This is a genomic window from Candidatus Izemoplasmatales bacterium (assembly GCA_041649275.1).
GTDB lineage: Bacteria > Bacillota_I > Bacilli_A > Izemoplasmatales > Hujiaoplasmataceae > UBA12489.
In genome coordinates this window covers 179,135-192,689 of sequence record JBAZNL010000002.1, presented here as the reverse complement: position 1 = coordinate 192,689, position 13,555 = coordinate 179,135, and the positions used below count along the sequence as shown (strand labels likewise).

Genomic DNA, 13,555 nt, shown 5'->3' with positions numbered 1-13,555 from the left:
AATACAAGGAAGAGCACCCCGACCGCGTCGTGATCTGCTACGTGAACAGCTACGCCGACGTCAAGGCGCTCTCCGACGTCTGCGTGACGAGCGCGAACGCGGAGAAGATTATCATGAACTATAAGGATCAGAAGATGCTCTACGTTCCCGACCGCAACCTCGGCATCTATCTCAGGGACAAATATCACCTCGACATCGAGGTCTGGCCGGGATTCTGCTGCATCCACAACAACCTCAAGGTCGCCCAGGTGCTCGAAATGCGGGAAAAGCACCCCGAGGCGCTCGTCCTGATCCATCCGGAAGCGCCCCTGAAGGTCCTGAAGCAGGCCGATTTCATCGGTTCGACGAAACAGATCATCGACTACGCGACGGATTCGCCGGCGCATGAGTTCATCATCGGCACCGAGGACGGAATCCTGCATCCGCTCCAGAAGAAGAACCCCGGGAAGCGCTTCTACCTGCTCACCTCCGACCTGCGCTGCTTCGACATGAAGCTGACGACGATCGAGGACGTGCTGCATGCGCTTCAGACCGACACCTACGAGATCACCGTTCCGGCCGACGTCATGGACGGCGCCCGCCGCGCCCTCGACCGCATGATGGAGATGAGTTGAAATGGACTACAAGACCGACATCCTGATCATCGGTTCCGGCCTCGCCGGGCTGGTGACGGCGCTGTTCGTCGACCCGCGTCTCAAGGTCGCGCTGGTCGCGAAGGAAAGCCTCGCCAACTCCAACTCGATGCTCGCCCAGGGCGGCATCGCCGTCGAACTCGAAGGCGATCCCGAAGGCCGGCTGAGCCACTACAACGACACCCTCAAGGCCGGCGCCTATCTGAACGATCCGGACGCCGTCCGTCTCCTCGTCGACAAGGGCGGAATCGCCATCCGGAAGCTGATGGACCTGGGGGTCGAGTTCGACCGCGACGCCGACAACCGCATCGTCTTCACGAAGGAAGGCGGCCACAGTCGCCGCCGCATCGTCCACGCGGGCGGCGACGCCTCCGGCTACCATACCACGAAGACGCTTCTCGATCTCGTGCTCGAACGCGAGAACATCGACATTTTCGAGCATGCGATGGCCCTCGACCTGCTCGTCGAGGGGGGAATCTGCCATGGCGCGAGCATCCTTCGCGGCGAAAGCGACTATTTCGCGATCTACGCCAAGAAGACGATCCTCGCCACCGGCGGAATCGGTTCCGTCTACGGCTCGACGACCAACGACCTCTCCGCCACCGGCGATGGCATCGGCCTCGCCCGGCGCGCCGGGGCGATCGTCGCCAACATGGAGTTCGTGCAGTTCCACCCGACCGCATTCTTCAACGAGGAATCGAAGTCGCGCCAGCGCTTTCTGATCAGCGAGGCGGTCCGCGGCGAGGGCGCCAGGCTCCTGAACGTCGAAAAAGTGCGCTTCATGCCCAAATACAACGCCGAACTGATGGAACTCGCCCCGCGCGACGTCGTCAGCCAGGCGATCTATCGCGAAATGTACGACACCTGGACCGACCACGTCTACCTCGACACCACCCATATGGACGCGAAGTTCCTCGAAAAACGCTTTCCGACGATCTTCGCGACCCTCAAATCGCACGGCATCGTGATGGGCATCGACCTGATCCCCGTGTCGCCGTGCGAGCATTTCAGCTGCGGCGGGGTCAAGACCGACCTGCACGGCCGGACCAACGTCGAAAACCTGTATGCCGTCGGCGAATGCTCCTCGACCGGCGTCCACGGCGCCAACCGTCTGGCTTCCAACTCGCTGCTCGAGTGCATGGTGTTCGGTCTCGAGGCCGCCATCGACGTGAACGCCCGCGCGTCCGAAGCGCCGATCGTCGAAGTCGGCTATCCCGCCGCTGTGCCGTCCTACAGCTACAACTACAAGCCGATCCGCAAGAAGATCGGCGACTACATGGACGAACACGCCGGGATCGTCCGCAACACCGACGGTCTGACGCTCACGCTCCAGATGGTCGAGACGCTCATCCACAACCTGAAGAAGTACCCGAACCTCACGAAAGCCTACTACGAGACCCTGAACCTGGCGACGACCGCCAAGACGATCGCCGAACAGGCCCTTGCCCGGAAGGAAAGCATCGGATGCCATCTCCGGATCAAATGATGAAGAACAACTACCACACCCACATGTATCTGTGCCGCCACGCCGTCGGAACCGTCGAGGACTACGTGAAGCGGGCGATCGAGCTCGGTTTCGACGCGATCGGGATGTCCGACCACGCTCCCTTCGAGGAACTGAAGGACCGAAGCGTCCGGATGCGTCCCGAGGAGCTCGAGACCTACCTCGCCGAGTGCGAGGCGGCCGTTCAGAAATACGGCTCGAGGATCCGCGTCCTCAAAGGACTCGAGATCGAATACTTCCCGCAGCACGCGCCGATGTACCGAAGGCTCACGGAGCGGCTCGACTATCTCGCGCTCGGCCAGCACTACGTCGACGATCCCGGAAACCGGAACGACCTGTGCTCGGTCTATGCGTTGTCGACGGAACGGTTGCTCGAGACGTATGCGACGACCGTCGCCGCCGCGATCGCGACCGGACTCTTCAAGTTCGTCTGTCATCCCGACCTCATGCTGTACGCCTGGGGATCGTTCGACGAACCCGCCCGGCGCGCTTCCGAGAAGATCATCGCCGCCGCGGTCGAACACAAGGTTCCGCTCGAGATCAACGCCAACGGCATCCGCAAGAAGATGCGTCCCTACCCGGAGGGAGAACGATACGCGTACCCCCGGAAGGAATTCTGGGAGCTCGCGAGAAGGATGGGAGTGACGGTGATCGTGTCCTCGGACGCCCATACCCCCGATCAGCTCTGGGACGAGGACGTGAAGCGGTGTTATGAATTTTCATCGGCCCTCGACCTGAGAGTAGCAGAAGTACTCGAGTTTTGATTCGACCTTGAAGCATCGTCCCGCCCGGACGGTGCTTTTTTCGTTTTTCGGTTTTCCGCGGTGGTGCGTTTTTCGGGCTTTGGACGGGTGATTATGACACCCATTCCGAAAAGATGCGAAATTTTGGCAATTTTGGAGAGTGATTTCGGAAAAGAAGCATTGGACGGCAGAAGGCGAAAATAATCGTATTCATCGCATCGATTTGATTATGTTGGAGAAACGAGAAGAAGCGTGGTTGAGCGGATTTATCGCGTCATTCCCCGCCATTGAGACCGATAGAAGTACTTTTCCACCATGAAAATATATGTGCTTTAACTTCCTATAATATGTATTATGTTAACAACAATCCGAGAGCCAGACATGGAGATAAGTCGAACATGTGTTGAAAGGTGGGAAAACCGATCGCGTGCTTTCGCCACCAAAAGGCCCTCCCGTTTTTCGCCCTCTCCCGAAATCCCCCCGAAAAGTCCTTGGACAATGACCGTATTTTCATTATGACCTCTCCCGAAAGGGAATCATATTGATGACCGCATGGTATAATAGGGATGCATGCGACTGCACGACACGGAGGATGTATCGCCACTATGGGAAAAGTCATGATGATCTTCACCGGCGGAACGATTTCGATGAAGCTCGACGAATCGCAGCACGCCGTCGTACCCGGGCTTCACGCATCCGAAATCATGGCGAATCTGTTCACCTCGGAACTCTATCCCGACCTCGAGACCTTCGAATTCTCAGAGGTCCCCAGTCCTTCGATCACGCCCGCGATGATGCTATCCCTCGCCAATTTCATCACGGGATTCCTCGTCCGAGACGACGTCTCCGGCGTCGTCGTCGTCCATGGGACCGATACTCTCGAAGAAACGGCGTTCTTCCTCGACATCATCGTCGACTCGCAGAAACCGATCGTCGTGACCGGTTCGATGAAGTCCTCGAGCGAACTCGGCTTCGACGGCATCAACAACCTCGTCTCCGCGATCCTCGTGGCCAAGTCCCCCAAGGCCATCGGAAAGGGATGCCTCGTCGTCCTGAACGACCAGATCAACGCCGCCAGCGAGGTCACCAAGACCAACACCCTTTCCCTTGAAACATTCAAGTCGATCGACTACGGCCCCCTCGGCATCGTCGACAACAAGGAAGTCATCTTCTACAGATCCGTCAATTACGTCAAGAAACACGTGAACGCCTCGACCTTCGTCGACCGCGTCTGCCTCCTCAAGGTCTATGCCGGCATGGATTCCTCGCTTCTCAACCTCGTGATCGACCAGCTGCACGCGGAAGGCATCGTCCTCGAGGCCCTCGGCCGCGGGAACGTCCCGCCGCCGATGCTCGACGGGATCAAGAAGGCGCTTTCGAAGAACATCCCGGTCGTGATCTGTTCCCGCTGCCCGTCCGGACGCGTCCTCGACACCTACGGCTACGTCGGCGGCGGAAAGCACCTCACCGACCTCGGGTGCATCCTCGCACCGAACCTGAACGGCCAGAAAGCCAGGATCCTCTTGATGATCGCGCTCGCCTGCCGGAAGGATCGAAACTATCTCAAGACCCTTTTCGAGAAATGACGGAAAGTTGCCTCCGGGCAACTTTTTCTTTTTACCCCCTGTTTTATTGAAATTTTTATTCAATTTCTATTCTTCTATGGCATATCCAATTTCAAATTGAAATAGAAATATTTTTCAATCGATTCATATTTCAATTAAATATTTTTAAAATATGATAAATTACATTATTATACACAAAAAATAATCATATAAAAAACGTATGAAAATAGAAATAATAACCAAATAGCATCACAGACGAAAAATGAAATATCGACGAACGAAAAAGGGCGGCCGCCGAAGCGACCGCCCCTCTCGGGCGTATTTCGCGATGAAGGATCCCTCATCCTCCGTTTTCGAGTCCGTCGAGCCACTTCTTCAGCTCGCGACGATTTCTCAGAACGACCAGTCGCCTGGTCGGGGTAGGTTGGAACAGGGTGCGATAGCGAGCGCGGTTGTTCCGGTTGAATCCCCAGATCCAGCGCAGGAACTCGGCGTCGATCTTCTCGGGGCAGCCGTCGCCCATGTCCGGACGCGTCCTGCCATTCCAGGCACGATTTCGCCTGAGGACGCCCCAGAGGGCGACCACCCGGGGAAAATCGAGCCAGACGACCGTATCCGCGCGTGCCAGCCGCGTTTCCATCGTACGGTTGTAGTTCCCGTCGATGATCCAGCGTTCCCTGGCGACTTCTTCCGCCAGCAACCGGTCGAATTCGGCCGATTCGACGCTTTTCCATCCCGGCCGCCAGAACAGCCGGTCGAGATGGACGACGGGCAGCCCGGTCAGTTCACTCAATCGGACGGCGAGCGTCGACTTGCCGGTGCCGCCGTTTCCGACGATCATGATCCGTTCCATCTTCCGCTTCCCTTCCATGAAAATGGCGGGACCTGGATCCCGCCATGCGTCTTTCAGTCGCCGAGGGCGTCGAACAGGATCGCCGGGACGAAGCCGGCGAGTTCTTCCGCCGTCGCCTGAAGCAGGTCGACGTCCATGTAGACGGCCGCGTCCGGGGCGGCGGCGATGTCCGCGGCGCGGACCGCCTCGAGCGCTTCGGGGGTGATCTCCGGATGGTTGAACGTCAGTCCGAACGCCGAGAGGTTCAGGACCTCCTCCGTGAAGTAGGCGGGTTCGGCTTCGATGACCAGATACAGGCAGGTGAAGACCGACAGGTAGCCGCGGACGATCGCCGATCCGTCGGCGAACATCCGGGCGTCGTCCTTGTAGAGTTCCACTTCCATGCTGTACGAGTCGTTCGAAGGCTCGTCGTAGACGTAATCCCATCCGTCCGCGTCGAGCAGGCTCCACCAGACGCTCACTTCGTCCGGATCGTCGAGTGCGGGAACACGGTACATCAGCCAGATGCCATGTGCGTTGAAGAATTCGTAGTACTCGCTCACGGCGACGCCGTCGGCGAAGGTGATGCTCGTCCGCCGGTCGGTTTCGGAATCGCGCCAGCACACGAACTCGTACCGCTCGGCCGTCTCCGCGCCCTCGCCGCCGCCGTCGTTCACGGTGATCGCGAGTTCCTCGTCGTCGACGTCCGAGACGACGAGGAAATCGTAACCTCCGTCGATGAAATGGTTGATGAGCAGGAAACGTTCGTTTTCGACGAAACCGGAATAGTTGTATTCGCCGATGCCCGTCTCCGTCGACGTGATGAAGTTGTCGAAGACGAATCGGTCGGCTTCATCGAACCCCATCCGCATGACGGTCGTGATCACGACATCCGCTTCGTCCTCGATTTCGATGATTTCCGTCATCTTGACGAGGACGTATCCGTCGACGGCGGAAAGCGTGATCGTGCGGATCCCAATGGACTCGATGTCGAGGGTGAACTCGACGCCGATCCCCAGGAGGGGATTCGCCTCGAGTTCGGCCTCGATGGAGCGGGTGAGTTCGGCGTAGATCACGTATTCCTCGCAGAGGGCGACGTCGGTCGAATTGTCGCGCTGCGTGTCGTAGACCTCGTGGTACTCCTCCGGCGTGAGGATGCCGGGATCGTCCGCGACAAGGCGCCGCGGGAAATACGCGGCGGTTTCCGTCTTCTGTTCGCCGCCCAGGTCCGCCACGATCTCGTCGAGTTCGTCGGCGCTGGCGGCGACGACGGCGCGGACGTCGACGGCGAATTCCGTCGTGGTCGCGGTCGTCGACTTCGAATCAAGCGTGGTTTCGTCGCAAGCGACCGCCGCGAATGCGAAGAGCGCGATCGACAGGAAAATTGCGATTTTCTTCGTCATGGTGTCTTCCTCCGATTGGATGATGACGTTCTTTTCCCATTCATTATACGCCGCCATGGCCATAGATACAATCCCATCGATGAAATCATCGATGAAAAAAAACCCGCACAAGCGGGCGTCCTCATTTCAACATGAGCTTGAGCGCGTCCTTGATCAGCTCGTTGGCGGGTTTTCCGCCGTCGAGCTTGGCCAGCACCTTCTTGATCTCCTTGGCGTTGTAGCCGAGCGCCTGGAGGGCGGCGTCGACGTCCGCCATCGCGTCGGTCATCACCGGTGCCGGCTCGAGGTCGATCTTGCCCTGGAGGTCGAGGATGATCTGCTGGGAGGCCTTCGGGCCGATCCCGGGGAACTTCTGGAGGAACTTGGCGTTGCCGGAGGCGATCGCCGCGGCGATCTGGCCGACGTCGCCGGTGGCGAGGATCCCGTTCGCGCTCTTCGGGCCGATCCCGTTCACCGTGATCAGCTTGAGGAAGAGGTCCTTGGCGGCCGAGGTGGTGAAGCCGAACAGCGTCAGTTCGTCCTCCGCGACCTTCTGGTAGACGTAGACGGTCGTCTCCCTGCCGAGTTCGAAGAGATAGGGGTTCGGCGTCAGGAACTGGTAACCCACGCCGTGCGTCTCGACCGTCACGGACCCGGCCTTGATCTCCGTCACGACGCCTTTCAGATAGCTGTACATGCGATCACCCCACGCGTGCCATTATACCACGAAACATGCCGAAAGCGAACCCTAGAGGTCGCCGCGCTTGCAGCGTTGCCGGAATTCCCTGTTCCGCCGACGCTTCTCTGCGAGGATCACGAGCGGGATCGCGATCGCGAGCACGATCAACTGGCTGATCAGGCACTGGTACCAGGGGATGTCGGTGCTGACCCGCACGGCCGTCTGGAGCGTGCCGAGGATGCCCGCAAGCCACCACAGGAACGCCGCGACGATCGCCTCGCCGACTTCTTGCCACGTCAGTAGGAACATGGGTCCGCCTTCTTCTCCTTGAGTCGTCATTACTACATTATCATAACCCTTCTTCCGCCGCAAGACGGGGCGGCGGAAAAAAGGAAAAAACGCCGGACGGGGTCGCCGTCCGGCGTCGTGAAGCGGAATTACTTGATGACGAAATTGTCGAAAGTCATGATGCCAGTGTTGCCTGTTGCGATATTCAACATCAGTCCGATGGAGGCGGTGTCATCGCTTAGCGAACTCACGGAGATGTAGATGTAGAACCCCGTCGTGATGTTCGCTGGTACATCATACCTCAAGATTTCGGCGTTCGCTCCGCCGGCGGTATACTTGTAGCACTGTACATAGTTCGTGCCAGCCAGAGCGTTCGAAGTTTTGACGAAGATACCGACATAGGTGGCACCGGCGGCGACGAGTTCGGCCTTCGTGATGTTGATGCGGATGCCGTTCATACCGTTCACTGCATAACTGTAGCTGAGTTGCAGAACGTTGTTTTCACCGTCCGCAATCAAAGCCCCGTTCGCAACTGCCCAGGTCGTTCCGGCGACGGGCTGGGAACGGAAGCCGTACAGTTTCGTCGTCCATGCAGTCTTGAATGCCGCATCGTCGGCGTAGGCTTCGAAGTCATCCAGGACGGTGACGATCGAAAGCGGGATCGAGAGCGTGTTCGACGCAGTGCCCTGGCTGTCCTGGCAGACGACGGTCAGCGTGTAGGAACCCATGACGGGGTTCGCGGGGTCCAGTCCGCCGAGGCCGATCATGTCCGCGGTGGCGGCGATGACGCCGTCTTCCGTGTCGGTGATCGAGATCATCGAAAGCAGGCCGGAGAGGAGCGATTCGACCGATTCGCCAGCCTTCAGGGTCATCCCCGAGAGGAGGGCGAGGCTGGCGTCGGAGATCGCGACGACGGGGGCGTCGTTCGGAATCGTCTCGATCTCGAGGTAGTCGAGTTCGGCGACGTCCTTGACGACGACGATTTCATAAACGACGAAGGAACCGTGGACCGGGTTGGACGACCAGTTGTTGAAACCGATCGCGAATTCGCTGATCAGCGAGGCGGCGCCGTGGACGTTGACGTTGATGGTCGCCCATCCCGTCGTTCCCGGAGCCGGCAGGGTCATGTCGTAGGCATTCTTGCTGTCGCCGATATGCAGCCAGACCTTCATGGTGCTGGCGGTCGTGTTGTTGGTGATGTAGAACGACAGATACTTGTACTCGTTGGTGACGCCGAAATCGTTGAGGCCGAGACCATAGACCTTGGCGAGATCCCATCCTTCGTTGACCGGGTCGTGAAGGATGAAGTGCATCGCTTCGTACTCTGCGTCATAGACGAGATAGTCGTCGGATGCGTAATCGGTGTTCGCTCCCCCGTTCAGACCGTATCGATGCGTCCAGACGGCTTCGAAAGCCGCTTCGTCGGTGTAATCGAATGCTTCGATGACATAGCCGTCGAAGAGGTGCGGGCGCTTGACGGACTCGATCGCGAAGTCCTTCACGTAGAGGGTGTTCGCGGCGTCGTTCAGGTAGCCGATCGAGAACTCGAACTTGGCCTGGGCGCTCTCGGCGTCGAAGGAAGCCTTGTCGACGGTGAAGTAGACGTAGTAGGTCGCGTAGGCGTCGGTGATCATCACGTCGGTCTTGCAGTCGGAGAAGGTGTCGAGCCACGGTTCGACAAAGAGCGCGGTGCCGATCCAGAAGCGGACCTTGGTGGCCGTCGTCGCCTTCATCGTGATCGCGAAGCGGTATTCCTTGCCGTACTCGAGGACGCTCTGGTCGAAGAAATAGGTGAGTCGGCCGGTCATCCAGTCGTAGGTGTAGGCGGGGATGTTGGTGATCGTCGCGGCGCCTTCGCCGGCGTCGGAGCCGATCGTGATGCCGTTGCCGGCGGAGCCGGTGAAGGCGTTGTCGACGACGAGGTCGGTCACGTGCGTGTATTCCGGCTGGGCTTCTCCCATGAGCAGGAATTCCTTCACGTAGATCGTGTTGCCGGCGTCGGTCGGCAGGTATCCGTACATGAACTGGAACTTGGCGTTGCCGTTCACCATCGACTTGTCGGCGGTGAAGACGACCTGGTAGGTGACGTAGTCGGTGCCGATCAGGACGGTCGTGAGGCCGCCGTCGAAGTCGTCGATCCACGGGTCGACCCAAAGCGTCGCGCCGACGCGGAAGTGCAGTTCGGTGGCGACGGTGGCCTTCACGGTGATGGCGAACCGGTAGGTCTGTCCGGCGATGATCTCGGTGCCGGCGTTGAAGTAATAGACCCAGCGGGCGCGGTCCCAGGAATCGGTGTTCGGGTCGATCGCGGTGATCGCGACCGCGCCCTCGACCGCGTCGTAGGCGACGGACGAGTGCGTCGGGCCTTCGTCGCGGACGCCGTCCGCAAGCAGGTCCTGGGCGTTCTCGGTATCCCAGATGATCGCCGTGACGGTGACCGAGACGGTCTTGGTCCCGACGTTTCCGAGCGCGTCGGAGACGGTGTAGGTGATGTCGAAGGTGCCTTCGACGGCCGCGAAGCCATCGACCATGAACTGGTCGAGACCGTCGACCGTGACGTTTCCGACGGCGATCGAGCCGTCGACGTTGTCGACGACGGAGAGACCGACGAACGGGTCGAAGGCGTCGCCGAAGTTGATCGTGAAGTCGCCGATCGTGATCGCCGGGCCCTGCTTGTCGACGACGGTGACGTCCTGCGTGAAGACGGTGACGTTGCCGGACTGGTCGTAGACGGTGTAGGTGACGGTGTAGACGCCGGCGACGGCGAAGTTGAGGCCGCCGTCGTCGACCATCGAGGCGTCGACGGCGAGGATGCCGTCGACCGCGTCGACGACGTCGACGAGCTGGGTAAGGTCGACCGAGAGGTTCGTGAACTGGTCGACGGAGGTCGGGACGCCGTCCTTGATCGTGACGACCGGTCCGACGACGTCGGCGTTCGCTTCGGAGAAGACCTGGAAGGTGATGGTGTAGGTGGTGGTCATGTCATGATCGTCCGTGACGCTGTAGACGACGTCGTAGGAGCCTTCCGCGTTCATGTTGACGGCGGCGGAGTCGATCGTCGGGGTCAGGACGTTGCGCGACATGTCCATCGCGACGACGTAGTCGGCGAAGTTCGGGAGCGGGTCGCCGACGGTGAGTTTCGTCGGAAGCGTCGGTCCGTAGTTCCGGGTGATCGTCGGGGCTTCGAAGGAGGTCGTGATCTTGTAGAGGTAGACGTCCTTGAAGGAGGTCGTGCCGCCGATGCCGGCGTTCTCGTAGTTGACCCAGCCGAGGTTCAGTTCGATGCCGAACAGTTCAGAACCGTCGGATCCGACGAGGTCGTCGAGCTTGAAGTAGAAGCTGAAGGTCTGCCAGTCGGTCGTGAGGTTGAGGATGTGGCCGTTCGAGTTGCCGTCGAAGTCGTCGTACCACGGCGACCCGCCGAGGGCCATGCCCATGCGGAACATCATCTTGCGGGCTTCCGAAGTCCGGACCGTGAAGGTGAACTGGTACCACACGTCGGCTTCCATGACGAGCGAGCTTTCCTTGTAGTACGCGCCCGCGGCGGATGCCCAGCCGCCGAGCGAGTTGATCAGCACGTCCATCGTGCCTTCGGTGGCGTTGTAGGAGATGTCGGCGTCGCCGTTGTTGGATTTTTCGTTCCACAGGCCGTCGCCCTGGTTCTGGAAGGTCGGGTCGGTGAGGATGCCGGAATCGACCTGGTTGCCGATCACGACGGTCCGTTCGAGGGTGGTCTCGTTGCCGCCGGCGTCGACGACCGCGTAGACGACGGTGTAGAGGCCGACGGTCGCGAGGTCGAGGTCGCCGAGGTCGACGGTGACCGAAGCGGTGACGTTACCGTCGATGTCGTCGACCGCCGTCACGTTCGCGCGCAGGAGCGCCTCGAGGTCGGCGAGCGGATAGTTCACCGGGTAGCCGATTTCGTCGGACGGGAGGTTCAGGACCGGCGCGACGAGGTCGCGGATCTCGGCGAAGGCGATTTCGACGGAGAAGTCGAGGACGAGCCCATTGGTGTCGATCGTCAGGGTCGCGTCGGTGAGCGGCGCAAGCAGGACGTAGACCGCTTCGGCCGATCCGGAGGTCGTCCCGACGGCGATCTCGGCGATGCTGCCGACGAGGGTTCCGAGTTCGATGCCGACCGAACCGGCGGTCGCGGCGGAACCGGTGAAGGTCACCTTCACGTAGGTGAAGGGGGCGATTCCGGCGTTGATGACGCCGCCGGCGACAGGGGCGTAGGTGAGCAGTTCGCCGTTCGCCGTGAAGGCGGAATCGTCGACGAGGGTCGGTTCGCCGAAGACGAAGTCGCCGTAGGTGACGGTGACGACGCGGTTCTGTTCCGCTTCGTTCCCGGCGGCGTCCTCGGCCGCGTAGGCGAGGGTGTATTCGCCCGGGGTCCAGACGTCGACCGTGCCGTCGACGGAGAAGTCGACCTCGCCGTCGATCGTGTCGATCGCCGAGACGCCGTCTTCCGGATCGAAGCTCTCGCCGACGTAGATCGTGATCGCGCCGATGCCGGCGAGGATCGGGGCCTGGGTGTCGGTGAGGACGACGGTGACGACGCGCTGTTCGGTCGTCACGTTGCCGTACGAGTCGGTGACCGTGTAGGTCAGGGTGTAGACGCCGACCGCGTTCGGGTTGACGTTGCCCGTGTATCGGACATCGTCGCTGATGTCGCCGTCCTCGGGGTCGGTCGCGGTGACGCCCGCGAGCGGCGCGAAGCCGGCGTTCTTCTCGATCGTCACGTCGTCGATGCCCGCAATCGTCGGGGCCTGGTCGACATGCTCGGTCGTGGTCGTGGTGACCGTCGTCGGCGCGGTCGTCGCGGTGGTCGTCGCGGTTGTGATTGGATCGCATGCGGCGAGACCGAACAGGACGACGGCGATGACGAATGCCAGTGCTGCTTTTCTCATGTGCTTTTCCTCCATCTGTATTTTCTTGTTGCGAAAATCCCTTGGGTCGATCAGTTGCCGGCGATGCCCGAACGGTCGACGCCCTCGACGAACCACTTCTGCAGGAAGAGGTAGACGACGAGAAGCGGGACGATCGTGATCAGGGTCATCGCGTATTGCACGCCGAGGTTGTACGTCGAGGAGACCGAGTCGAGGTTGACCTGGCCCTGCGCGTACAGCGAGCGGTAGGTGTTGATGTAGGCTTCGAGCGCCATCGGGAGCGTCGTGTAGGTGTTCCCGAAGTAGGCGCGGGCGAGTGCCGTCTCGTTCCAGTACCAGACGAACGAGTACAGCCCGCAGATCAGGAACGCCGGCGCCGCCATCGGGACCGCGATCGTGAGGAAGGTCCGGACCACGCCGGATCCGTCCACCGCCGCCGCCTCGTAGAGTTCGCTCGGGATGATGCGGAAGAACTGGTAGAAGATGAGGATGAAGATCGTCTGGCGGATGCCGTTGCCGAGCATCGCCGGGATCGTGAAGGCGCGGATCGACTCGGTCAGGTTCAGCGGGATCCCGAAGACGGAGAGGTCGTTGTAGAGGACCGTCGTCGGGATGTAGGTGAGGACCGAGGGGATCAGGAACATCGCCACCATCAGCGCCATCAGCGCCTTTCTCCCGAAGAACCGGAAGTGGGCGAAGCCGTAGCCGATGAGCGCCGAGGAGACGACGGTCGCAAGCGTCGGGTAGACCGAGACCTGAAGCGACGCCTTGAGCGCCTCGCCGAAGTTCATCCAGGAGAACGCCGTCGCGTAGTTGGCGAGGGTGAGGTTGCGGGGGATCCAGGCGATCGTCGCGTCGATCAGGTCCTCGAGCGACATCACCGACATCGACAGCATCGACAGGAGCGGATACAGGAAGATGAAGCTGATGCCGACGAGCAGGACGTACATGACGATCTTGAAGAGGAGGCCGTCGTTGCCGCGCCGGCCGAGCATCAGCCGGCGGAACTTCGCCTTGCGGTTGGTTGTCATGGCCGGCCTC

The 13,555-nt window shown here is 60.4% G+C and carries 10 protein-coding genes; 4 read left to right on the top strand and 6 right to left on the bottom strand.

Going from position 1 to position 13,555, the window contains the following annotated elements; genetic code table 11:
* The 4 genes from WC509_03600 to WC509_03585 form a co-directional block, all read left to right on the top strand.
* A partial coding sequence (locus WC509_03600) for a quinolinate synthase NadA (protein MFA5006536.1) occupies positions 1-614 on the top strand: 614 nt, incomplete at its 5' end.
* Between the two features lies 1 nt (position 615).
* The gene (nadB, locus tag WC509_03595) at positions 616-2,118 is read left to right on the top strand and encodes an L-aspartate oxidase (GenBank protein ID MFA5006535.1); all 1,503 of its coding nucleotides are present in this window, start codon (positions 616-618) and stop codon (positions 2,116-2,118) included.
* Positions 2,118-2,900: a histidinol-phosphatase gene (locus WC509_03590; protein ID MFA5006534.1), complete on the top strand. Its 783-nt coding sequence runs from the start codon at positions 2,118-2,120 to the stop codon at positions 2,898-2,900. Before nadB ends, WC509_03590 begins: the two co-directional genes overlap by 1 nt.
* Positions 2,901-3,484: 584 nt before the next feature.
* Entirely contained in the window at positions 3,485-4,465 is a 981-nt protein-coding gene (locus WC509_03585; protein ID MFA5006533.1) for an asparaginase, read from the top strand.
* Between the two features lie 319 nt (positions 4,466-4,784).
* Here the strand turns inward: WC509_03585 and WC509_03580 are convergent, their stop codons facing one another.
* The 6 genes from WC509_03580 to WC509_03555 form a co-directional block, all read right to left on the bottom strand.
* Entirely contained in the window at positions 4,785-5,297 is a 513-nt protein-coding gene (locus tag WC509_03580) for an isopentenyl transferase family protein (protein MFA5006532.1), read from the bottom strand.
* Positions 5,298-5,350: 53 nt separating this feature from the next.
* The gene (locus WC509_03575; protein MFA5006531.1) at positions 5,351-6,679 is read right to left on the bottom strand and encodes a hypothetical protein; all 1,329 of its coding nucleotides are present in this window, start codon (positions 6,677-6,679) and stop codon (positions 5,351-5,353) included.
* 121 nt (positions 6,680-6,800) lie between these two features.
* Positions 6,801-7,355 (bottom strand): Holliday junction branch migration protein RuvA, encoded by a 555-nt coding sequence (ruvA, locus tag WC509_03570; GenBank protein ID MFA5006530.1) that lies wholly within the window; start codon positions 7,353-7,355, stop codon positions 6,801-6,803.
* Positions 7,356-7,406: 51 nt separating this feature from the next.
* Entirely contained in the window at positions 7,407-7,646 is a 240-nt protein-coding gene (locus WC509_03565; protein MFA5006529.1) for a hypothetical protein, read from the bottom strand.
* 128 nt (positions 7,647-7,774) lie between these two features.
* On the bottom strand, positions 7,775-12,535 hold the full coding sequence (locus WC509_03560; GenBank protein MFA5006528.1) for a DUF5011 domain-containing protein: 4,761 nt from the start codon (positions 12,533-12,535) through the stop codon (positions 7,775-7,777).
* Positions 12,536-12,585: 50 nt separating this feature from the next.
* Positions 12,586-13,545, bottom strand: coding sequence for a carbohydrate ABC transporter permease (locus WC509_03555; GenBank protein ID MFA5006527.1), 960 nt, complete (start codon positions 13,543-13,545; stop codon positions 12,586-12,588).
* Positions 13,546-13,555 lie beyond the last annotated feature (10 nt).